The sequence below is a fragment of the Ruegeria sp. BG6 genome (genome assembly GCF_056538465.1).
The window spans coordinates 730,509-753,347 of sequence record NZ_JBQFTB010000001.1 but is presented as its reverse complement, the minus strand read 5'-3'; the positions used below and the strand labels follow the sequence as shown (position 1 = coordinate 753,347).

Genomic DNA, 22,839 nt, shown 5'->3' with positions numbered 1-22,839 from the left:
CTCAGGAGGGCAGCTGTTCCTCGGCCGCTTGTCCGTGTTGGGTCTTGTCCCAAAAAAATGGGTTCCAGATCAGCTCCCATAGCGCTTTGTAGGCCGCCAGAACGCCCAACGGGTAATACAGGATCATCGTCGGCACCCAAGGCAGCAGGAAACGCCTTTCCCTTGCTGCGACGGCGACAAGTCCGACCATGACGTTGGTCAGTTCGGCTGCAAGAAACAGGCTGAAAAGGACTGTGACACCTTCTTGCGTCAGCCCCTGCGGCAGCGGTACGGATATGCCCATCGCCAACAGCCAGAACACCCAAAGGACAGGGGCAAGAAGGAATTGCCCCAAAGTTCCCAGAAAAAACGCCTGAACGCCCAAAAAGCGAAGCAATCCCAGATCCCGCAACAAACCAACCGGTGTGCGCATGTGGACCAGATAGGTCACCATGAAACCCTTGAGCCAGCGCGAGCGTTGTTTGACCCAGGGCCAGGTCCGAAAGTTCGCCTCTTCAAAGGTTGTTGTGTCCACCATCTCGGTCCGATACCCGGCGCGGTACAACCGGACACCGAGATCGGCGTCTTCGGTGACATTGTGCGCGTCCCAGGCGCCCAACTCCTCCAATTTGTCCCGGCGAAAAAAGAAGGTGGTGCCGCCCAGCGGGACCACAAGGCCCAATCGGGCAATACCAGGCAGGATTACCCTGAACCAGCTGTTGTATTCGATTGTAAAGCACCGTGATCTCCAACTGGTGCGCGGGTTGTAGTAATCCAGCACGCCCTGCAGACACACGACATCTGGCGGCGCATGTTCAAAGTGATCGACCACGCGTTCGATCTGATCCGGTTGCGGCGCGTCCTCGGCATCCCAGACCCCGATCAAATCGCCGCGGCAGAAATCTAGGGCGTAGTTCATCGCGCGGGGTTTGGTGGTCAAGCCGTTCAATTCCGGGACTTCCACGGTGCGCATCCAACTGGGCAGATCAACGCGTGACAGTGTTTCGCGGGTAACGGCGTCGTCTTCTTCGAGCACCAGAATAACGTCCAACAGTGCTTTGGGGTATGTCAGCCGCCGCAGTCGTTGGATCAGCGCGTCGGCAATCTCGGTTTCTTTGTATAAAGGCACCATGATCGACACATAGGGCTGGCGAGTGCGTGACACCCTGGGTCCTTCCTGTTCCGATGTCCGAGCTGTCTTTGACGTCAAGAAGGCCAGCAACCCGGACAATCTCAGGACCCAGAACAGGAACAACGTGCAGACCGCCGCAAACACCAGAACGGACCAACCGATCGTTGGGATTGCGATCATTGTCGCCAACAGGGCGATTGCGCCTGCGACTGGTCCGGTGCGTGCCCGGGCTGTCCAGGTGCGGCAACTGTGCAGCGGGTCCACACGGGTTTCGGCCGCCCGGGCCAGATCTTGGGAGAATAGTCGGGATATCGCCGTGCCAACCTGATCTGGTGCCGCCAGAACGGGAATCAATGTATATCGGCTTGCCTCAAATTCTGCTGCAATGGCATCGAAATGGTCTGGCCGGGCAGTGGCAACCAGAAGGATCGGACCCAGTCTGACCCACGGTATAACATGGTTCTTAAGCCAGAAGGACGCAGGTTTCAGATCGACCAGATCAGGGGATGGCGGCGTTTCTTCCAGATCCGCGATTTGCAGGCCTGTTTGTTTGGGCAAGGCCAGCAAGACATCCTGCCGGCTGACGCAGCCCTCGCTCACCAATATCTCGCCCAAGGGGGCCTGCTGTCGTGATTGGAGCAGCAATGCGTGATCCAGTTGCGCGCGGGTGATCAGGCCGCGTTCCATCAAATAGAGGCCGAGAGGTTTGCGCAGCCCCAGTGCCGGTACCGGTTCTGCCGGAGCAAGTTGCTGTAAGTTCAGTTCGACCATTAATAAACCCTGACGCGATTACGCACGTCAGGGTTGCTTCAACATAGTTAATGGCCGGTTAATCCGGCAAAGGCAGGCGGCTAAGCCTTTTCTTTTCGCGCGGCCATTGCATCCGCAAAGCGTTCGAACAGGTAGAAACTGTCCTGCGGCCCCGGCGATGCTTCGGGGTGATGCTGCACTGAATAGACCGGGCGGTCCGTCATGCGAATACCGCAGTTCGAACCGTCAAATAGCGACCGGTGGGTTTCAATGACGCCATCGGGCAGGGATTGAGCGTCAACGGCGAAACCGTGGTTCATCGAGGTGATTTCGACCTTGCCGGTTTCCATGTCCTTGACCGGGTGGTTTGCGCCATGATGACCGTGGTTCATCTTGACGGTTTGGCCGCCAAGCGCCAGCGCCAGCATCTGATGGCCCAGACAAATGCCAAAGATGGGCAGGTCCGTGGTCTCGAGTACCTCTTTGATCATGGGAACAGCGTATTCGCCGGTGGCGGCGGGATCGCCCGGACCGTTGGACAAGAATACGCCATCCGGTTCGTGTGCAAGAACCTCGGCAGCGGTTGCCGTCGCGGGCAGAACGGTCACGTCACATCCGGCCGAAGCCAGACAGCGCAGGATGTTTCGCTTGGCGCCATAGTCCAGCGCCACGACTTTGTGCATGGGGGCTGTCTGGCGTGAGTAACCGTCGGGCCAGGTCCAACGCATTTCGTCCCAGCGATAGCTTTGTGCGCAGGTCACGTCCTTGGCCAGGTCCATGCCCTCCAGACCGGCAAACCCACGGGCTGCGGCGACCAGAGCCTCGATATCGAAATTACCGTCCGGATCGTGGGCCAGCGCCACATGAGGCGCACCTTGCTGCCGAATGGCACGGGTCAGTCGCCGGGTGTCAATGCCGCCAATCGCAATTCGCCCGCGTTGCGTCAGCCAGGTCTTAAGCTCGTCTGCGGCACGCCAGTTCGAAGGCTCGGTCGGGTCCCATTTGACCACCATTCCTGCCGCAACCGGATCGCCGGTCTCGTCATCCTCGGGGTTCACACCGACATTCCCAATATGAGGAAATGTGAAGGTCACGATCTGTCCCGCATATGAGGGGTCGGTCATGATCTCCTGATAACCGGTCATGGCGGTGTTAAAACACAGCTCGGCTTCGGTCTGGCCGGTGGCGCCAAAGCCTGTGCCGTAGAACAGTGTTCCGTCGGCCAAAGCCAGACATGCGGTGGGCTTGGACGGGGCGTTCTGGGCCATGGCGCGACTCTCCTGCAGGGTAAATCGGCGCATTCCTAAGGGGGTTGGGCCGCTGGGTCAAGTCTGTTCAATTTTTGGGCAATCATTTAATATCAATGACTTAGATATATTAGACCCCGGTTGTGTCGCGCTTTTTGTTTCGATATGGTCGGGGTTCCTTCATCTTGGGGATGGATTGAGCAGATGGATATGCGATCAAGGGTGAATGCAGCCCTGAAGCAAGCAATGAAAGACAAGGAGGCCGAGCGTCTGTCGACGCTGCGGCTGATCAACGCGGCGATCAAGGACCGCGACATCGCAACACGGGGTTCGGACAACGAAGAAGCAAAAGGTTGCGGTGATGCCGAGGTACTTGAAATCCTTGGTAAAATGACCAAGCAGCGCAAGGAAAGCGCACGCGCCTATGAAGAGGGCGGGCGCTTGGATCTGGCAGAACGCGAACTGCGCGAAGTTGATGTGATCGAGGAATTTCTTCCAAAGCAGCTGGATGATGACGAAGTGAACCAGGCCATTCTGACCGCGATCACCGCGACAGGTGCCGGTTCGATCCGTGATATGGGCAAGGTGATGGGCGAACTCAAAACCCGCTATACCGGCCAGATGGATTTCGGCAAGGTCGGACCGATGGTCAAGGATCAGCTTTGCGCGGCCAGCAACAGCTGACCTGTCACTTCGACGTTTACTGCACCAATTGCTGCGCGACAGGTTCGCGCAGTTTTTGTATCAGCTCGTCATAGAGCGCGATGCGCTCCTCCTCGGACAGAAATGAACCGATTTCCACCTGTCGACCGTCGCCGGTCAGGGTGACGTAATGTGGAACAGGCCCGCCGCGTTGGTGCATTTCAGGCCGGGCCCAATATCGGTTGCACTTCCATTCCTGACGACCGGTTCGGGGGTGGTGGTGCACCAGCCGGGCCTGGCTGCCGCTCAGCGTCAGAACCTCAAAGACGCTGCGGGCGCGGTAGTTTGTCTGAATGGCCAGCCACAGGCCCAGAACGCTGAGTAGCATGAAAGGAAGCAGCCCCCACAGCAGCACCGACCCCAGCACCGCCAGCATCGGGATAAGCCCGAAGGCAAACACCAACAGGATGACCCGCATCGCCCAGCGGGGCGGCAGCGAATTATGCGGCCAAAGGCGCAATTCCTGCTCTGTGTCTGATGTCTGAGTCCATTGATAGGGCATGGTGAAAAAATAGCGCATCGACACCCGGAGTCGATGGCCAAAAGATCAGATCACGTGGCCGACACGCGCCCACGACAATGCATCATCCAGCCGGTCATCGCCCCAGAACACCTCACCGCGCACGACGAGGCTCGGGGCGCCAAAAACGCCTAGCTGGGTGGCGTTCTTGGTCTCGGATTCCAGCGCCTCCGAGATTTCCGGGCTGCGCGCACGGGACAGTGCAAGGCGCGGATCCTGCTGGCATCTGAACAGGGCCTCGGACAGGGCAGTTTCGCTGCCTGCTTCGACGCCATCTTCAAACCAGATGCGATAGAGGTTCTGGGTAAAGTCCTTGCCCCAGCCTTCGCGCATGCCCAGAAGGGCGACCTGATTGGCAAGGGCAAGATCGGAAATCGGGTAAGGGGCAGGCAGCTTGGCATGAAGCCGGTACTTTGCCGCGCGCCGTCCGATATCCCGCCACATGTAGGCTGACTTTGTGGGTTTTCCGGCAAATGGAATGTTTTGTTGTTCGGACATGATGGTTCGCACGTTGAACGGTTTCCAATGCACCGTCGCATCATGTTCTGCACACCATTCATCCAGACGCATCACCGTCAGAAAACTGTAAGTGCTACCTATTGAGAACCAGAAATCAATTTCGGGCATTGCGTACCTCCGGATTGCCGGATGACCAACCGCAAACAGAATAGCCGATTTTTGGCCTTCTGGCGATATTCCCGAAATGTCGGAAGCTTTCCAAAGAAAAGTCCCGCCGGAACGGGCGGGGCTTTGCAGTGATGTTTTCAGGGATTAGTGGGCGTGGCCCTTGTCCCAGTCTTCCTGCTTGGGCAGCTGCTCGAACGTGTGCTCGGGTGGCGGCGTCGGCAGGGTCCATTCCAGCGTATCCGCGTATTCGTTCCACGGGTTAGGACGTGTCTCTTTCGCGCCGCGCAGCAGGGCGTAGATCACGATGCCGAAGAACAGCAGGAACGAGGCGAACGAGATGAACGCGCCAATCGACGATACGAAGTTCCACTGGGCAAATGCCTCGGGGTAGTCGATGTAGCGGCGCGGCATGCCCTGACGGCCCAGGAAGTGCTGCGGGAAGAAGGTCAGGTTGGCGCCAATGAAGAACATCCAGAAGTGAACCTTACCCCAGAACTCGGAGTACTGACGGCCCGTCATCTTGCTGAAGTAGAAGTAGACACCGGCAAAGATCGCGAACACGGCACCCAGCGACATCACATAGTGGAAGTGCGCCACCACATAGTAGGTGTCGTGATAGGCACGGTCCACACCCGCCTGCGACAGTACAACGCCGGTCACACCGCCAACGGTGAACAGGAACAGGAAGCCGAAGGCGAACAGCATTGGCGTCTTGAACTCGATGGATCCGCCCCACATCGTCGCAATCCACGAGAAGACCTTAACACCTGTCGGAACCGCGATGACCATTGTGGCCAGCATGAAGTATGCCTGCTGACGCAGTGACATGCCGACGGTGTACATGTGGTGCGCCCACACGACAAAGCCCAGAACACCAATCGCGATGATCGCCCAGACCATCGGCAGGTAACCGAAGATCGGCTTGCGTGCGAAGGTCGCGATGACGTGGCTGATGATGCCAAAGCCTGGCAGGATCACGATGTACACTTCCGGGTGGCCAAAGAACCACAGGATGTGCTGATACAGGATCGGGTCACCGCCACCGGCCGGATCAAAGAAGGTGAAACCAAAGTTCCGGTCCATCAGCAACATGGTGATCGCGCCGGCCAGAACCGGCAGCGCAAGAAGAATCAGCCATGCAGTGACGAAGATCGACCAGCTGAACAACGGCACCTTGAACAGGGTCATGCCCGGGGCACGCATGTTCAGGAAGGTGGTGATCATGTTGATCGCGCCGAGGATCGAGGAGGCGCCCGATACGTGCACGGCGAAGATCGCAAGGTCCATGGACATGCCGCCTTCGGTCGTGGACAGCGGCGGGTAAAGAACCCAGCCCACACCCGAACCGAGCTGGTCGTTACCACCCGGAGACAGCAGCGAGGCCACACCCAGCGAGGTGCCCGCGACGTACAGCCAGAAGGACAGGTTGTTCATCCGCGGGAAGGCCATGTCCGGTGCGCCGATCTGCAACGGCATGAAATAGTTGCCAAATCCGCCAAACAGGGCGGGGATGACCACGAAGAACATCATCAGAACACCGTGATAGGTGATCATCACGTTCCAAAGGTGTCCGTTGGGTGTGCACGGGTCGGCCATGAAGCCTTCCAGGCACATGTACTGAACACCGGGGTGCATCAGTTCAAGCCGCATGTAGACGGTCATCAGGACCGAGATCAGACCGGCAATTGCCGAGACGACCAGGTAAAGAATCCCGATGTCCTTGTGGTTGGTCGACATGAACCAGCGCGTGAAGAACCCGCGATTGTCCTCATGTTCGTGACCATGAATGGCTGCGTCTGCCATTTAGGTGCCTCCTGTTACAACACTACCGCGCAGTCGGACCTCTCCAACGCGCGGGATTCCTGCTGGTTTTAGATTGCGAGGGGACGACCTTCAATGGTCGAGTTTGATCTGGATCAAGATTAATTGTCGCGGGCAGGAGGCTTCCACGACATTTTTGACCCGGTGGTGCCTGCTATTTGGCCATTGCAGTACGGTTTTCAAGAGGTACGCCCGGTTCCCGTTTCCGTGCTTGACCCCCGGCGGGTTGGGTCGCAGAACGGGTAGCAGCACCAAATCGGGAGTAATGCCATGACGGGCTACGACACTGACAACATCTTCGCCAAGATCCTGCGTGGTGAAATCCCAGCGACCCGTGTTTACGAAGACGATGACACGCTTGCTTTCATGGACATTATGCCACGCTCGGACGGTCATCTTCTGGTCATACCCAAAACACCGTGCCGGAACGTTCTGGATGCCTCACCCGAGCAACTGGCTGCTGCAATGGCGACCGTGCAGAGAATGGCGAGGGCGGTTAAGGCGGCCTTTGACGCGGACGGCGTCACCATTCAGCAGTTCAACGAAGCCGCAGGCGGACAGGAGGTTTTCCACCTGCATTTCCATGTCCTGCCTCGGCACGAGGGCGTTTCGATGCGCCCGCCGGGAAATATGGGTGATTTCGACCTCATCGCCCAACATGCCGAGAAAATTCGCGCAGCTCTGACCTGACTCTAATGCGCCCCATCGCAGGTGTCGTGATCCCCGAATGCGTGCAGAACGGCGCAGACATGATCATGATGCCCGTCACATGCTTTGGTGATGCGAGCCAGTTCTTTTTCCAGCCGGGCCAGACGTGCGATCCGGTCGCGGATGTCAGCCAGTTGACGCTCGGCGATGTCATGCGCGCGGTTCAGGTCATCCCCTTGCGCGCCTTCCAGGGTCAGTAGAGCTTCGACTTCGGCAAGGGGCAGCCCAAGATCGCGCGTGTGGCGGATGAACTGCAAGCGCCGCAGCGCAGCCTCATCATACCGCCGCTGATTTCCGGCTGTTCGCGCAGGTTTGGGCAACAGCCCTTTTTCTTCGTAAAATCGGATGGTGGAAACCTTGACCCCGGTATGGCGGGACAAATCACCGATTGAGTACATTTTATTGGCCTGCCACTTGAACCTCTAGTCACTGGAGGAATTACATTGCTTTAAGAACCGAAACAACAGGCGCTCGTTACATGGCACATCAGCACTCGCATTCAAGCCACAGGCACCATCATCACATCGACCCAAAGGCCGGAGATGCCCGTGTCGCCTGGGCAATCGCTGTCAATTTGTTCCTTACACTGGCGCAGATTGTCGGCGGCATTCTGTCCGGCTCGCTCGCGCTGATCGCCGACGCTCTGCACAACCTGTCGGATGCCGCGGCGCTGATCATCGCCTTTTTCGCCCGCAAGATCGCACGGCGACCTGCCGACCCGCGCATGAGTTTCGGATATGGCCGGGCCGAGGTCGTGGCAGCGCTGATCAACTACACAACGTTGATCGTGTTGTCCGTCTACCTGATGTACGAAGGTGTCACGCGGTTCATCCAGCCGGAACCGGTCAATGGCTGGATTGTCGTCTGGATTGCCGGGATTGCTTTAGTCGTCGACCTCATCACTGCGGCACTGACCTACTCAATGGCCAAGGAGAGTATGAATATCCGGGCAGCCTTCCTGCACAACGTGGCGGATGCGCTGGGGTCTGTTGCCGTGATTATCGCCGGAACAGCGGTCATTTTGTTTGATTGGACATGGGTTGATCCCGCGGTCACGATCATGATCTCGGTCTACATCCTTTGGCATGTCAAAGGTGAGATCGGTGAAACGATCCGGGTTCTCATGCTGGGGGCGCCCCCCGATCTGGAGCCGGAACAGGTTGCCACGGCCATCGAAGAGGCCGAAGGCGTAACCGCCGTACACCACGTGCATATCTGGAGCATGCAGGAGCGTGAACCGGCGCTGACCGCACATGTCATTGTTGACGAGGCGTCCTGGTCCGATGCCGGGGCCGTCAGATCAAGGATCAGGCAGAGCCTGAAAGACCGATTTGGAATTGCGCACGCAACGCTGGAGTTTGAGCGGACCGACCAATCCTGTCCGGCATCTTCACGCTTTGGGCATCAATGAATTATGGGTTTCATGAGAATTGCCGTTCCGATTTGGGGTCGGAACGGCAGACTCGTAACCAAACACATAGTCGGATTCTCCGGGCAAGCCCGTGATCACCGGTTAACATACCACTCACTTTAGAACGGTGAACTCATACTACTCGTTAACGTCTTCTTTGTATCGGCCAGAATTAAACTTTGCATAAATATCACCGGAAATGTGGGTAATAGTGGTTAATGAACCCACTGACCGGGAAACAGATGCCAGAGGAGTCGGTGATTGTTACTTCACGTTGGGCAATCTGTACCGCGCCATCGACCGATCCGTCAGGAATCACCCGCAGCAAAAGCGTCGTCAAAGGTTCTCTGGAGGGCAGAATCCACATCCGCCAGTGTCACCGGCAGCCCCAGATCGACAAGGGATGTCACCCCATATTCGGTGATGCCGCACGGTACGATGCCCGTAAAATGATCAAGATCAGGTTCGACATTGATCGAAATTCCATGAAAACTGACCCATTTCCGCAGGCGTAGCCCAATGGCCGCAATTTTGTCTTCGGCAGGCTGGCCCGTAACGGTAAGCGGCTTGTCATCCCGCCGCACCCAGACGCCGACACGACCGTCGCGGATCTCTCCGCGGACGTTGAATTCGGCAAGTGCTGAAATCACCCAGTTTTCCAGCTGTTTCACAAACCTGCGCACATCCCGGCCACGCTTGTTGAGATCCAGCATGACATAGGCCACACGCTGGCCTGGTCCGTGATAGGTGTATTCGCCGCCGCGTTTGCTTTGGTAAACAGGAAACCGTTCCGGATCGGTCAGATCCTCAATACGCGCGGATGTCCCCGCCGTGTAAAGCGGGGGATGTTCCAGCAACCAGATACACTCCTGCGCGTCGCCCGAGGCGATCGCGGCCACGCGCGCCTCCATGAAGGCCACGGCGTCTTCGTATTCGGTCAGCCCTTCGGTGATCTTCCATTCCATACCGGCCTCTTATCCTGCGCAGGGGTCAGGGAAAAGGGGTCAGGCGGCTTCGGACAGGCATCGCTGCAATACCTGAGCATACGTGTCCTGACCCTGAGCGCCGGTCAGCAGGTACTTGCCCCCAAACACCATAGCCGGAACACCTGAAATACCCCGGCTTGTCCAGAATTGCTGTTTTTTCCGCACGGCAGCCGCGTGGGTGCCGCCAGCCAGTGCGCCCCGTGCCGCGTCAGGGTTCAAACCTGCCGCTCGGACGACCTGCATCAATACATCAATGTCCGAGACATCCTGCTGTTGCGTGAAATAGGCATCAAACAAAGCCAGTTTCAGCGGATGCTGACGCCCCTCATGTTCTGCCCAATCCAGCAATTGGTGTGCGGCAAAGGTATTCACGATCCGGCTGTCATCGTTGAAGTTGAAGGCAAACCCAAGCTCAGCCCCCAGCGCTGTCAGCCGTTCGCGTACCTGCTGGCTTTGTTCGCGTGTCGAGCCGTATTTTTCGACAATATGCTCTCTCAGGTTCTGACCTTCCGGCGGCATGGCGGGGTTCAGCTCAAACGGATGCCACCGAAGACGGGCAAGCACACCTGTTTGTTGCAAAGCAAGATCAAGCTGACGAAATCCCACAATACACCATGGGCATACCACATCCGAAATGATGTCGATCTGAACAACGGGACGGGGATCGGATGTTGTCATCGAGAGCTCCTGCGCGGGAATCCTGTAGTCGGTTTGGTTGATTAGTTAAGCAGAGGGCAGGGGATTTCAAACAGATATCTTTTGCCTCTTCACAACGTCTTCATCAGCGTCTATACGCCCTCTACCAAGTCACCGGCAGTGCGGTCGTGGCGGAATTGGTAGACGCGCAGCGTTGAGGTCGCTGTGGGGTAACTCCCGTGGAAGTTCGAGTCTTCTCGACCGCACCAAAAATATTAACAAAATAACTTAAAAACAAATATTTGAACAATAATTACGCCATTTGGACCACCCTTGGGTCCACCCTGCATCCCTCCGTTACAATGGTTCTGGCTAAGGCCGAAACGATAGGCAAATAAGTTCAATTAGAAGTCGGAAGTACACTGATGTCAGGTTTTGGTCGGGGAGACATAGGTTCCGTTATACAAGGGGTTGGAGCGTTGGCGGGGGCCTTTGCGGTAGGATTTGCTGCTTGGCTAAACGTGCAATACGGGCTTAAGTACTGTGACGACCATACAATCTGAGTTGGGCGTCAAAACTTGAGTGAATTAGTTCAGATAGAGTGCGTCGAATCGATGAAGAAGCTGAATATGTTGACAGTCCGGCGGTCATTGGCTTCTTTGTTTCCGGTTTACATCAATTAGAACAACTGAAACGAACAAAACACGAGAAATTCTCGGTGCTTGGACAGCTCATCACTTATGATGTTCGTTGAAATATTGCGGCCTGCAAGTAGTAGGCCTATTTGCCGAAAGTTGTGATTCTGCTGCATCTTCGGAAATGTATCTGGTAACGAGTGTGCTGTTCCGATCTCATGACCGGAACAGCATTTTCTTTTTTTGGAGTTGCATTGGCAATATGCAGGCTCCCTCATTTTACCGCAGGCGGTTTTGAGCTTGTCATGAGGTCATGTAATTTTGGCGTTAACTTTACTGCGAAAAATCCGCTCTGAAACCATGGGTTTCCTTCGAAAACGCATGGTGACTTGCTTAGTGGGATTCGGCTAAAGTTACTTGGATTGCACTGCGCAGGTTAGTGAGGTGTGCTCGGCTCCGGCGGAACCTACCTCGTGCCCGCTTATCGCGGGAAACATAACAAAGAACTCTGTGCCTTCACCAAGTTTGCTTCTGTAGTCTATTGTTCCGCCAAAATGCTCAACAATTTCCTTTGAAATGTGCATCCCGAGTCCGGTACCGCCTGCGTGACGTTCATCGGAGGAGTCTATCTGGGAAAAGCGATCGAAAACTTTGTCATGGAACCCCTCAGGTATCCCGATGCCATGGTCTTTGACGAAGAGGCGAATATTCCCGCCGACTTTCTCGCATCCGACGGTTATCTCGCCTCCATCGAGGGAGAATTTAGCTGCGTTTGAGATAATGTTGGCCAAAACCTGAAGAAGGCGGGAGGCATCACCTTTAACGTACAGATCATTGTTTCCCCTTAAGTCTTCTACAATTTCTACATTGTGAGCACTGGTGTATCCCATGTTACAGGCAATCGCTTCCTGAATCAGCGCATGTACATCAACAGTTCCTTCACGGTAGTTCATCTCGCCCGCTTCCATTTTTTGAATGTCCAGCACATCATTGATTAGGGATGCGAGCCGTTCGCAGTTTTTACCTGCTAAATGAATGAGGCTTTGCATTGATTCTGGAGCTTCACCCAATGCGCCTGTGTTGATTAGGTCAAGTGATCCCTTGATCGAAGTGAGAGGCGTACGCAGTTCATGGCTAACTGTCGATATAAACTGAGTTTTCGCAATGTAGGCCGCTTTTGTTCTTTCGTGCTCTGCTTTGAGCTTTTCGAGTTGTTCCAAATTCCTACGGTAGAGCTTCAGAAACACCACCGAACAGTCAATCAGAAAGTACATTACAAAGATAACGGTGAAGAAGTGCAGCCAGAGTTCAGATGAAAGCTCGGGGCGTTCGGTCCAGATATCCTTGACGACAATCAACATGAACGATACGCCGTACATGGTCAGACGGACAATCATTGCCCACAGAAACTGATGGTTGTTCATTGCTGCAAACAACGCCGCAGCAAACAAGAAGAACATTGGAGTAAAGTGACCGCCGGCGGGTTGTGCGAAAGCTACTGAAACAGCATACAGGCAGATTGCAGTTGAGCTGAGGATCGTGTTCAACAGAATCCAAACAACCATCATACTAATTGCTTTGTGCTGATCTGGCTTTAAGCGCGGTACGCGTTTGGCCAGCAATAAATCTTGCGCTTCGCAAATGAGGATTGTCCCGTAGAACAGCATGGCGTTAATGGGATCGAAGAAGAACGCAGTCAAAATGGTCGTGGCCAGATAAATAGCCTGCCGCTGCCACAGAAGCGCAAAGCTCATGGCAGTATAATCTATGATGTTTTGCAGAAGCCGGTTTTCCGTTTCACCGGAGTCCCGGTCCGGCAGATTGGCGTCGATGGCTGTCATCTAGATGTCTTCGTTTTTGGCGCTTGGACAGTACCATTAGCGGCACAATGAGGACTTAGTTGGTCTGAATTGGGTTCACAGTTTGGCGCTAATCCTTTGAAGGCCACCGTGATTGTTGGCGTTTCACGCAAGGTTCTGGTGTGAGAGGTTGAAAAACTTTTTGTTGCGCAAATGCAGTGTGGGGCGCCCAAAATTGACGATCTCGTTGCTAAGTGCATTTTTTTTTTCTTAATGTGCCAGAAAGAAGGAGAAAATCTAAAAGGGTTGGGGTTTGACTGCAGTTGAATTTTCGAAGTTGGGACAGGGCGCTGTCGCTCCTGTTTCGGCTAGGCTTGCAAAAAAGCCGGTGACACTGCTTCAGTTTGCAAGGTCCGCTGGTCGAAACATGTTTGAAGTCATCCCGGCCGAAACTTTGCGTGAAACTTATGTTCGTGGGCCTTTGAACATACACTATATCTGCGATCCTGAAATAATAACCGAGTTACTTGTCGGGCAGGGCCGTTCGTTTCCCAAAGCCAAGTTCACTAAAGACATTATTGGATCGGCTGTAGGCAACGGGTTGATACTCTCCGAAGGGGAAAAATGGCGTCAGCAGCGGCGTAGGTATTCTCCACTATTCGCCGCCAGGAACCTCCCGGTTCTGGCCCGGCATTTTGCAGAGACTGGTGTCGAGATTGCAGATTCATTGGCGGAACATGAAGGCCCTGTAGATATTGCACAAATTGCGCCTGCATCAACGTTGACGAATATTTCTAGGGTAATTTTTTCGGGTAACAAGAAAGTCAGTTCAGAGCAGATACGCATGGGGCTGATCAAGTATTTTGAGTACATTTCTGATTTGTCTCTTTTCGATTTAATGGGTTTGCCAAAGTGGGTGCCGCGCAAGAATTGGCTACGCAGCCTGGCCCCGGTCACCAATATGCGGAACCTCGCCAGAGAGGTCATTGATCAGCGTCGCGCCGAAAGCCGCAGCGAGCCACAGGACTTCCTTGATTTTATGATTGAGGCGTTAAAAACAGATTTCGAGGATGAAGCGACAACCGTTGACAACCTTTTAACCTTTGTCGTCGCTGGCCATGAAACTTCCGCCAACGCTCTGGCCTGGGGGTATTATCTGCTGGCGTTGCACCAAGATATGCAAGCTAAGGTTAGACAAGAAATTCGGTCGGTTCGCCCAAAAGGCCCAATGGAGTTTTCTGACCTGGAAGCAATGCCACTCCTGCGCGCCCATGTAAAAGAGACGCTGCGGCTTTACCCTTCAGCCGCGTTCTTTGCTAGAGACGCATCTGCCGACCTTGAAATCAAAGGGGTAAAGATTGCAAATGGTGACGCGCTGTTCTTCCCAGTTTACTCTTTGCACAGAAACGAAAAACTATGGGATGCTCCTGACCACTATCGACCGGAACGGTTCTTGGGATCTACACTACCTCGAGGTCAGTACATTCCATTTGGAGATGGTCCCAGAATCTGCATTGGTGCTCAGTACGCTGAAACTGAAATCATGGTACTTATGGCTTCGGTGCTCCGTCGAATTAATTTTTCTATTACAGAGTCTGAATTACCGGAACCAGTTTTGACATTCACCATGCGTACCAGTGGCCCACTCATCCTCAACGCCGAACGGGTTCGCGAATAAAGTTGATATCTAAACTCCAGTGCCTGACCTTTGATCGACGTCAGGCCTGGCGATAGAATTAGCTTACTGCCGGCGAGTGAGGTAAGTGTTATCGCCGTACAGCTCACGCAAGACTACATCAAACAGTCTATCGTTGACCATTTCTTTGCGATGCGGTGTGGGCTCAGAAAATGTGGAAGAGGTTGTAACCAGTCCCTTTCTGAGATTGGCCTCACGATGATTCACGTTTTTGATAGCCATGTCCAAAGAGGCGAATGCTCCAACCTTCGTAAAAGAACGAAGCGATACCGGTGTACCTTTCACCACTTTAAGATGGACAGATGCGCAGCGGTTGCTGAGAACAGTCCCTAGTTCTTGGTTTAGGAAAGCTTCGGTCGGAATATTCTGGGTGCATTCCCGCCCATGTGTAACAATTAGAAATGCGCCACTCCCGCGATAGGAATAGATTCCTCCAGCAGCCTGTGTTGTTCTTTCAATGCAGAATCCAATGTCGGAAACAGATCGCCGAAAATCACCAAAATTCTTCAGATCAAAGTGATACTCGGCGTCACGAAATTTGATTGCGGTGACCCAGGTGTCAAATCGACGCCTCCGTGAAAGCTGCTCGACATAGTTGTCGAATTCGACATACCCCAAGCATTGTGCTTGCTCGTCGATAGACAATGGATCCTTGAAATTGAATTTCTGGTTGAAATCCAATTCACTGCGAAGATTTTCTATCGACGCCGATGAGGATTGGGTTTTCTTTCTCTCCATCATCAGAAGGTGAGCAGCGTTCATACGGCTGCGCAATTCAAAGAAGTCGAAGGGTTTAGTTACATAATCAAACGCGCCTTCTAAAAATGCCTTCTCGATGTTCTGCCTGTCATCCAGTGCAGTCAGCATTATGACAGGTGTTTCCAGATTTTCCGGCAGGTTTCGGATTTGTGAAAGCAACTCTATCCCCGAGGTTCCAGGCATCTGAATGTCAACAAGCAGACAGTCGAACGGGGATTCTGCTGCTTCTATCATCCCAAGCGCTTCATCAGCTGAACTGGCAGCAGCCACATTGCAGTTTTCGAGTTCAGGAAGTGCTGACTGGAGCAATTTCAAAATGTCAGGATCATCATCAACCGCCAGTACAGTAAGTGCGGTCTTTCTTTGTGCTCGATGCTCTAAATTTCTTTGGAACCGATCACTGCCAAATGTGGAATGTCTCATAACTGGTGAACCGTCGATATCCTCATAACGGGGTAAACTTAGGAGGAGAGTGGGTCGAAACAGCGGCGAAAATGGAGAAAGTCTTCGTAGAAAGGGGCTTTTTCTTGACCTTTATTTGGCGCTAACGGCCTCAACAACGAATTGCCAGTTATTGTTGTGAACTAGCGTCGCTTTCTCGTAACGTTCTTATTTCGGCAATCTGTTGGCGCCAAAGGGCAGTCTACGATCGCAAAACTACGGAATTGAACAACGGTTGGAAGTCTAAGCATCGACTCTGGAAACCCCTCAAAAACGCAGTACAACCGAGTTTTCCCAATAGTCTTAAAATCAACCTTAGTTGCAATGAAATATGCGTCGGGCGTCCAAGAGAAAATAAGACAATCTAGTGGGTGAGGTGTTCCATTTACTTGTGGATGTTGAATAAAACCGACTGACTGATGGTGCCATCGATGGAAAACTTTGCGCCGACAGGCGAGGCATTGATGCCCAGTCGCCGTGACCACCGTGCCCAGACTGAGGGGACGATGCCCAGGATGCTGGTTGCACCACCTTCCATCGCGACAGTAGTCATCTGGTGAAACAACTCCTGTTGAACCGGAAGCCTGCGTGACGATGCAACATCCTTTGCCACGAAGAAACGGGATGCTTCCCAAACAGAGCGCTTTACCGGGGCGTCAATAAATAGAACGTCAGATGGTATTCCTTTAAGGATACCTCTTTGAGCGTCGCGCAGCATATAACTATATACCCCGCACTCTGCAGTCGTGGGCAGAAGTCGTACACCTCCTAAGACCTCACCGAATTCATGCAACACAACCCATCGACAGGCTGGTGTGTCGTATTGGTCAAATTCCATCCCGTCAGCTTCACCAACTTGCCACTTTAACTGGTCAATGAAAATTGATTTTCTGGTTTCAAGGTATTTTGCCAGAAGGGTGCCATGCTCGTAAATATTGCGAAAATTAAGTGTAGTCGCGCGAATATGGCCAATGTTGCCACGTGGCATTGGCGGCTTGCTATTGACAGCAAAAATTTCTAGTCGCGCCAAAGTATTTGGTGCGCCTGAAGTGCCGTTAGCAGGTGTCAGTTCCGGAAGCCCCTGCGGGACCGGGTATGTCTGCTTATACCTGAGTGGTTGGTCCATATTTTACTCATATTTCCGACACACTTATGGCAAGATTCAACTCAGCAAGTCCACAACCCTATGCGGTAGTTGCACGAATAGATGGATAGGTGTGTCTAAATCTCCTCCCTTCCTTTGGTTACCTTCGCTGCCTGACCAAAAACTTTAGAAAGTTCTTGGCTTCTATTTTCTTCTGCAGGTCCAATTATTTCCCCATGTCTGGCAACACTCTGAAAAATATAGCTTCTCTTATGTATCCCTTTCAAATTCTCGATGGATCAGGCGCAGTTTCGCTATCCGATAGTATTTCGAGGCAGTCGTGACGGCTGATAGAAGCAAAGTTAAAATGGCATCAAGAATTGGAGGGATTTGCTTTTCAGTATGCGCTCTCGCACGGGAGGAATTGTACAAGGTAAAAAAAATGCACAGACATAAGGAAGCCCACCTTATGTCACCGTTTTGCCGCCTTCGTAAGAGAGGATGAGAAAACCCTGAGTGTATCATGCTCCAGCCAACCGTTGCCTGAAGTCTGCAATGCCCAACGGTTGGCGAGGTGTAAAAGGTTGGTGAAAAGTTATGCGTATACTTGCTGTAGACGACGATCCTAGCATCCTGGAGTTGCTAGATAGAGTTCTAGACGCGTTCGGTTATAAAGACGTCGTCACCGCCAGAAGTGGGCCAGAGGCCATTGAAACACTGTCACGACCTAACGAAGCGTTCGACTGCTTGCTACTGGATGTGCAGATGCCGCAAATGAACGGCATAACTCTTTGCGAAGAAGTGCGAAAATTACCAGAATACAAGTACACGCCCATTATCATGGTGACCGCCATGGTGCAAAAAGAGTACATCGACGAAGCATTCGGAGTTGGGGCAACGGACTACGTTACAAAGCCTTTTGAGTTCTCTGATCTAAAGCAGAGGTTGTCTGACGCCTATAGAATGGCAGCGGAACGAAGAGCCGCAATCGAAGTGCTGGAAGCTGAAGCGGATTTTGAGTTGTGTTTTGGCAATGGTCCGGACGTTCGCTTAATTGATCCGCAATGTTTCGGAGATTTGCCCGGTTTCATTGGGTTAGCTGAATTTGAGAACTACGTAATTCAGCTTTCAACGATGCACTCCTTGGCTGCAAAGCTTGTGGCGGTGAAATGCATAGGCGCCGAACACATCTATGAGACGAGCACGGTCAGTGAATTCCGTAGTGCCATGACTTTAGCTGGTACAGCGCTTCTGACAGCCAATCAGCAAGGGCGCAAAGTAGCGACCTATTGGGGAAATGGCATATTCTTGATGATCTATGACAATCAAATTGATTTGAGTGTGGACCAGTTGGGTGCTCCGCTTCCCGAGGCATTGAAGGAAATTTCCGGTGACACCACTTCAGGTCGGCCAATTGGCTTCCAAGTTAGCGAAGAAGTTATGCTTAAAGCCAAAACCAAGATGGAGGCGTTGTTCTTGATAGACAAGGCCGTCGAAATGGCTGAAATGTCGGAGGGTCGAGCGGCGAATATCGCTTGAAAGACTGCATATATGAATGGTGATTAAAACCAGGCTGTTGGTGCAAAAAATACATCAGAACGCCCTGAGTTTTTCATTTTGCTGGTTGAAATAGATCCGCGCGCTCGTTCATCAGACGTTCAACCTTTGTGCTTTTGGCCTACTTTGTCCGATCTCAGTGCCTACCCGGCGGCAACAACTCGGAGAAAGAACCCGTAAGCTTCTTCTCGAAATTTGATCTGATGCGAGATCTGGCGTATTCGCCTCTCTCTAATTTCCTGAAGGTTTCTTTCGCGACCACGGTCAAAGCGTGATCGGTCTAAGCAGCTTCCCGGCGTATCCGTTCTTGTTCTTTGATGGGGTCTTTGCCTTTACGGGCTACGGGTCGCCATTTCTCGGCTTCCTCGCGCGCTTCCTTCAAAGATACGGCTGACAGAGCGCCCAAACCCATCTCTCTGCGACGCCCGTGGACATGGACCCGAAGGAACCACTTGCCGCCATCACCATCTTTTTTGTGTAACCAGAGGCCCCCGCCGTCCGAGTATTTGCCGGGTGGGCATTCTTTACCTGCAATGATGATAGCTTGTTGAGTGCTGGCATTGGTCCACCCTCTGGTCCACCTTATAGTGTGAGACACAGTGAACCACTCTGACGCGAATGGAAGCCACATTTTTATGTTTTGCAGTGGTTTAGTTGAATTCTTGAGGCAACCTGAAACGGTCAGAAATATGCGTGTTCAAGTCTTCAATGCATCTCGACCGCACCAAAATCCTATTAAAGCAATGTAAAATTACCCTGAAAGTGAGGCGGATTTAGGCTGCCTTAGATTGCGTCCCGCGCTTGGCAATATATGCTTGCTGGCCATGTAGCGCCTTACGTCTGTGAAATAACTGGTCTGGCGGATCGTCGAGGCAGTTTTTCGCAAGCCGAAGGTCACCGGAGCATATCCGAATTCTGGATGTGGCTAAAGTCACCACGGAATGACCGCTTAATCGAAGATCTCATTACCACCAGCTTTGCATCACCCAAACATGTTCACCCAGCGGATCAGCATTGGCGCAAGGCAAATCAACAACAAAACGGGCATCATGCACATGGCCATAACGGCGGACATTTGCACTGGAAGGCGGTTTGCCTTTTCCTGAGCACGTAGCTCGCGATCAAGCCTCATGTCAGTCGCAAACCTGCGCAACGATGCGGAAATGCTGGTGCCATACTGGTTGGATTGTAAAAACGCGTTGGCAAATGAACTCAACTCGTCGATTCCGACCCGGTCGGCCATGTCAAGAAAGGCGGCCTGTCGTTCCTTGCCCGCCTGCAATTCCAGCTGAAGAATTGAGAACTCCTGCGAAATCTCGGGCGCCGCACTTGCCATCTCATGTGACACACGGATCATCGCTGCATCAAAACCCAGACCGGCCTCAATTGCCACCTGCAGAAGATCGAGTGCGTTTGGCAGGCTGTGTTCAATTGCCTGGCGGCGTTTCTTTATTCGATAGCGCAACCAGATTGCGGGTCCATAGAAGCCCGAGACCATCAAGACCGTTACGATCTGCAATGTGTTCATCCAAGTAACACCCTGCAATATGCCGGCGACCCCCAATTGAACCTGGGTTTCTATTGGCAGCGCCATGGCTGCGACAAACGTGGCCGGCAATACAAATCCCAAAATTACACGGCAGCTGTAGTATGTGCGAATGGCGTGCTTTCGTTGAATGCCAGCCTGTCTTAGGAGCTTGCCAATCTTAGAACGTTCGTTCTTCGACGACGGAACGAACGCCTTGAGAAGCCCGTGCGGATCGCTGTTGTCGCCTTGAATGAGGTCAAAATCCTGACCGTGCCCACTTGAAACTGACCCTCCACGCATGCGCTGCGCCGCCGTGTTGTCGGCCTCGGTTAACCCGGACAGGCCCATGACAACAAAGAACACGCTAAGGGCAACTCCCACGAGCAAAAAGAACTGCGGCGAGAGGCTTTGCTCACTCAGAAACTCTTGAATAATATCCATATCATCAGCCCCTTTTTTAGAACTTGAACTTAACCAAGCGGTTCAAGATGAGCCCCTGCGCAATTGTCAGGCCTACAATCACGCAGGCGAAATAGGGAAACAGTGGGTCATTGCGAACGTCGCCGTAGAAGGTAGGCGTGGAAATTTCGATCGATAGGTAGATAATTATCGGCAAGATCGTGAGGATTAGGCTGCTCAGACGCCCTTCAGCGGAAATCGCCTTGATCTTCTTCTGCATGGTGTGCCGGTCCCTGATGGTCTGGGACAGGATGGTCAGAACCCGCGCAAGGTTGCCGCCGGTTCCATGCTGAATGCCAATACTTACGGCAAGGTACTTTGCGTCCTCGGTGCCAACGCGTTGCGCAAAGTCGTGAAAGGCAGTCGCGACATCATCGCCGTAATTGATCTGATCTTTGATGATGCCAAATTCCGTGCCGATTGGATCCGGCAAGTCCGTTGCGACGTTTCCAACCGTAACAGCAACCGGATGACCAACCTTCAATCCCCGGGCCATCAAATCCAGAGCGTCCGGCAGTTGTTTTGTCAGCTTCTTCGATCGAGCGTTCTTCATGGCGACCAGCACGATGAACGGCCCAACGAGACCGAGAACCGCGCTCAGAAGGGCTGCCAATTCCTGGACGAGAAACCGGGACGCGCCTGCGAAGGTCAACAAGGCCAAGAACACGACTGCGAGGGCAGCCCATATCGGACTGATCGTTAACCCCGCTTGAACGAGCAAACGGCGAAAACGAACTATTGGACCGGCTTTTTCTCCGGCGGCGAGCATCGCGGGATCCCGAAGGACTTGCAGTACTTGATCACTTGAGGCTCCGTCCTGAATCATCTTCATGCGCCGGTTCCTGGCTTCGCTTTGGGTTTCCCTGCGAAGCAGAAGCTGGTGCAGACCCTCGTAAACCAGCAGAATGCCCAGAAAAATCGCGATATAGATCAGAATGTTCAGTGTGTTTGGTTGCAGATCAATCATGACGTCATTGCCCCGCGAATAAACATGTCGCTATCCACATCAATGCCTGCAGCAACCAGTTGGTCGAAGCATTTTGGGCGGATGCCGGTCGGCAGGAACTCTCCCAGTACATCCCCGTTTTCAGACTTGCCGCGACGTTTGAAGACAAAGATGTCCTGCATGGTGATCGTGTCGTCCTCCATGCCGGTGATTTCCGAAATGCTGACGACCCTGCGTGTGCCATCGCTGAGGCGGCTCAGTTGCAACACGATTTGGATGGCCGAAGCGATTTGAGACCGGATGGTCTTGATGGGCAATTCTGCCCCCAACATAGTCACCATCTGTTCCACCCGACTGAGCGCATCACGCGCTGAGTTTGCGTGAACGGTTGTCATCGACCCGTCGTGGCCGGTGTTCATGGCCTGAAGCATGTCAAAACATTCAGCGCCACGAACTTCCCCGACAATAATGCGGTCCGGCCGCATCCTGAGCGCGTTGCGCACCAGATCGCGTTGAGTGATCACGCCCTGGCCCTCCGAGTTTGGGGGGCGGGTTTCCAGACGAACCACATGGCTTTGTTGAAGCTGAAGTTCGGCGGCGTCCTCGATTGTTACGATACGCTGGTTGCCGTCGATAAAGGATGAAACGGCGTTCAGCATTGTTGTTTTGCCGGAACCGGTGCCACCGGAAATCAGGATGTTCAACCTTGCTTCGACCAGCGCCTCCAGAAGCTTGGCAGCTTGGCCGTTCATGCTTTCTCGCTGAACGAGCTTGTCGATCGTCAAAGGATTGCGCGAGAATTTGCGAATCGACAGCGCAGGCCCGTCCACGGAACACGGGCGAATGATTGCGTTGACACGGCTGCCGTCTTCCAGGCGCGCATCAACCCATGGCTGGGATTCATCAATGCGACGACCGACTTTGCTGACGATCTTGTCAATTATCCGAAGCAGATGGCGTTCATCGCGAAAGCGCGCCGTCGATTCTTCTAACAAACCAAAGCGTTCCACGTAGACTTGATCATATGAGTTGACCAGAATGTCGTTGACCGTCGGGTCTTCCAGAAGTGGTTCCAGCGGACCCAGCCCCATCACTTCGTGAATCAACTCGTCGACCAGTGATGTGAAAGCCTCGGACCGCAAATGAAGGTTTTCCGCCTCAATCAGGCCTGTCACCAACGATGCGATCTGACGTTTCAGCTCCGACCGCTCAACCTTGTCGATCACGGACAAGTTTAGCCGGTCAAGAAGTTCGCCGTGCAAACGGCTTTTGAGCTCCAGATGCGCTTGCAGATCAACGTCCACGGGTTCCGGAGTCACCTTGGGCCTAGGTACTTCGATTGGCTGCTCAAGGACCAAGACATTCGAATTGGATGCAGCCTTGCGTGATCTATACTCATTGAACACGGTGATCTCC

Annotated in this window: 21 protein-coding genes and 1 tRNA gene; 7 read left to right on the top strand and 15 right to left on the bottom strand. The window is 53.4% G+C overall.

The window, feature by feature from the left end; genetic code table 11:
• Position 1 precedes the first annotated feature (1 nt).
• Both ACR0JW_RS03735 and carA read right to left on the bottom strand, forming a co-directional pair.
• Positions 2-1,882: a glycosyltransferase gene (locus tag ACR0JW_RS03735; protein WP_480713587.1), complete on the bottom strand. Its 1,881-nt coding sequence runs from the start codon at positions 1,880-1,882 to the stop codon at positions 2-4.
• Positions 1,883-1,962: 80 nt separating this feature from the next.
• On the bottom strand, positions 1,963-3,129 hold the full coding sequence (carA, locus tag ACR0JW_RS03730) for a glutamine-hydrolyzing carbamoyl-phosphate synthase small subunit (protein ID WP_170676582.1): 1,167 nt from the start codon (positions 3,127-3,129) through the stop codon (positions 1,963-1,965).
• A gap of 183 nt (positions 3,130-3,312) precedes the next feature.
• Between carA and ACR0JW_RS03725 the strand changes: the two genes are divergently transcribed.
• Positions 3,313-3,792, top strand: a complete 480-nt coding sequence (locus ACR0JW_RS03725; protein ID WP_170616417.1) for a GatB/YqeY domain-containing protein — start codon at positions 3,313-3,315, stop codon at positions 3,790-3,792.
• A gap of 16 nt (positions 3,793-3,808) precedes the next feature.
• Here ACR0JW_RS03725 and ACR0JW_RS03720 read toward each other — a convergent pair whose 3' ends face one another.
• From ACR0JW_RS03720 to ctaD, 3 genes are all read right to left on the bottom strand, one after another.
• The gene (locus tag ACR0JW_RS03720; RefSeq protein ID WP_170677683.1) at positions 3,809-4,312 is read right to left on the bottom strand and encodes a DUF2244 domain-containing protein; all 504 of its coding nucleotides are present in this window, start codon (positions 4,310-4,312) and stop codon (positions 3,809-3,811) included.
• A 45-nt stretch (positions 4,313-4,357) separates the two neighbouring features.
• Positions 4,358-4,957 carry a 2-hydroxychromene-2-carboxylate isomerase gene (locus ACR0JW_RS03715; protein ID WP_170676584.1) on the bottom strand — a complete coding sequence of 200 codons (600 nt, stop codon included), beginning with the start codon at positions 4,955-4,957 and terminating at the stop codon, positions 4,358-4,360.
• 144 nt (positions 4,958-5,101) lie between these two features.
• Positions 5,102-6,760 carry a cytochrome c oxidase subunit I gene (ctaD, locus tag ACR0JW_RS03710; RefSeq protein WP_170676586.1) on the bottom strand — a complete coding sequence of 553 codons (1,659 nt, stop codon included), beginning with the start codon at positions 6,758-6,760 and terminating at the stop codon, positions 5,102-5,104.
• A 288-nt stretch (positions 6,761-7,048) separates the two neighbouring features.
• Between ctaD and ACR0JW_RS03705 the strand changes: the two genes are divergently transcribed.
• Positions 7,049-7,468, top strand: coding sequence for an HIT family protein (locus tag ACR0JW_RS03705; RefSeq protein ID WP_170676589.1), 420 nt, complete (start codon positions 7,049-7,051; stop codon positions 7,466-7,468).
• 2 nt (positions 7,469-7,470) lie between these two features.
• On the opposite strand, the gene ACR0JW_RS03700 is transcribed toward ACR0JW_RS03705, so the two are convergent.
• Positions 7,471-7,884, bottom strand: coding sequence for a MerR family transcriptional regulator (locus ACR0JW_RS03700; protein ID WP_170824592.1), 414 nt, complete (start codon positions 7,882-7,884; stop codon positions 7,471-7,473).
• Between the two features lie 80 nt (positions 7,885-7,964).
• On the opposite strand from ACR0JW_RS03700, the gene ACR0JW_RS03695 reads away from it, so the two are divergent.
• On the top strand, positions 7,965-8,897 hold the full coding sequence (locus ACR0JW_RS03695) for a cation diffusion facilitator family transporter (protein ID WP_170676593.1): 933 nt from the start codon (positions 7,965-7,967) through the stop codon (positions 8,895-8,897).
• 308 nt (positions 8,898-9,205) lie between these two features.
• Here ACR0JW_RS03695 and lipB read toward each other — a convergent pair whose 3' ends face one another.
• Both lipB and ACR0JW_RS03685 read right to left on the bottom strand, forming a co-directional pair.
• Entirely contained in the window at positions 9,206-9,862 is a 657-nt protein-coding gene (lipB, locus tag ACR0JW_RS03690; RefSeq protein WP_170676595.1) for a lipoyl(octanoyl) transferase LipB, read from the bottom strand.
• Positions 9,863-9,901: 39 nt separating this feature from the next.
• Positions 9,902-10,561, bottom strand: coding sequence for a DsbA family oxidoreductase (locus tag ACR0JW_RS03685; protein ID WP_170676597.1), 660 nt, complete (start codon positions 10,559-10,561; stop codon positions 9,902-9,904).
• Positions 10,562-10,701: 140 nt separating this feature from the next.
• Here ACR0JW_RS03685 and ACR0JW_RS03680 point away from each other — a divergent pair.
• Positions 10,702-10,788: transfer RNA gene (locus ACR0JW_RS03680), tRNA-Leu, on the top strand.
• A 332-nt stretch (positions 10,789-11,120) separates the two neighbouring features.
• Positions 11,121-11,273 carry a hypothetical protein gene (locus ACR0JW_RS03675; RefSeq protein ID WP_170676599.1) on the top strand — a complete coding sequence of 51 codons (153 nt, stop codon included), beginning with the start codon at positions 11,121-11,123 and terminating at the stop codon, positions 11,271-11,273.
• Positions 11,274-11,567: 294 nt separating this feature from the next.
• On the opposite strand, the gene ACR0JW_RS03670 is transcribed toward ACR0JW_RS03675, so the two are convergent.
• A complete protein-coding gene (locus tag ACR0JW_RS03670) occupies positions 11,568-12,995 on the bottom strand; it encodes a sensor histidine kinase (protein WP_170676601.1) in 1,428 nt (475 codons plus the stop codon).
• A gap of 385 nt (positions 12,996-13,380) precedes the next feature.
• Here ACR0JW_RS03670 and ACR0JW_RS03665 point away from each other — a divergent pair, with 385 nt between their 5' ends.
• Positions 13,381-14,631: a cytochrome P450 gene (locus ACR0JW_RS03665; protein ID WP_480713586.1), complete on the top strand. Its 1,251-nt coding sequence runs from the start codon at positions 13,381-13,383 to the stop codon at positions 14,629-14,631.
• Between the two features lie 63 nt (positions 14,632-14,694).
• On the opposite strand, the gene ACR0JW_RS03660 is transcribed toward ACR0JW_RS03665, so the two are convergent.
• Both ACR0JW_RS03660 and ACR0JW_RS03655 read right to left on the bottom strand, forming a co-directional pair.
• Complete coding sequence (locus ACR0JW_RS03660; protein ID WP_170824591.1) at positions 14,695-15,831, bottom strand: response regulator; 1,137 nt, start codon at positions 15,829-15,831, stop codon at positions 14,695-14,697.
• Between the two features lie 403 nt (positions 15,832-16,234).
• Positions 16,235-16,975 carry an acyl-homoserine-lactone synthase gene (locus ACR0JW_RS03655; protein ID WP_480713585.1) on the bottom strand — a complete coding sequence of 247 codons (741 nt, stop codon included), beginning with the start codon at positions 16,973-16,975 and terminating at the stop codon, positions 16,235-16,237.
• A gap of 555 nt (positions 16,976-17,530) precedes the next feature.
• Here ACR0JW_RS03655 and ACR0JW_RS03650 point away from each other — a divergent pair.
• On the top strand, positions 17,531-18,472 hold the full coding sequence (locus ACR0JW_RS03650) for a response regulator (protein WP_170676606.1): 942 nt from the start codon (positions 17,531-17,533) through the stop codon (positions 18,470-18,472).
• A 298-nt stretch (positions 18,473-18,770) separates the two neighbouring features.
• On the opposite strand, the gene ACR0JW_RS03645 is transcribed toward ACR0JW_RS03650, so the two are convergent.
• From ACR0JW_RS03645 to ACR0JW_RS03630, 4 genes are all read right to left on the bottom strand, one after another.
• A complete protein-coding gene (locus ACR0JW_RS03645) occupies positions 18,771-19,121 on the bottom strand; it encodes an Arm DNA-binding domain-containing protein (RefSeq protein ID WP_170676608.1) in 351 nt (116 codons plus the stop codon).
• Positions 19,122-19,472: 351 nt separating this feature from the next.
• Positions 19,473-20,459, bottom strand: coding sequence for a type II secretion system F family protein (locus ACR0JW_RS03640; RefSeq protein ID WP_170676610.1), 987 nt, complete (start codon positions 20,457-20,459; stop codon positions 19,473-19,475).
• A gap of 16 nt (positions 20,460-20,475) precedes the next feature.
• On the bottom strand, positions 20,476-21,444 hold the full coding sequence (locus ACR0JW_RS03635; RefSeq protein WP_170616076.1) for a type II secretion system F family protein: 969 nt from the start codon (positions 21,442-21,444) through the stop codon (positions 20,476-20,478).
• Positions 21,441-22,829 carry a CpaF family protein gene (locus tag ACR0JW_RS03630; RefSeq protein ID WP_321253552.1) on the bottom strand — a complete coding sequence of 463 codons (1,389 nt, stop codon included), beginning with the start codon at positions 22,827-22,829 and terminating at the stop codon, positions 21,441-21,443. Before ACR0JW_RS03630 ends, ACR0JW_RS03635 begins: the two co-directional genes overlap by 4 nt.
• Positions 22,830-22,839: the final 10 nt, after the last annotated feature.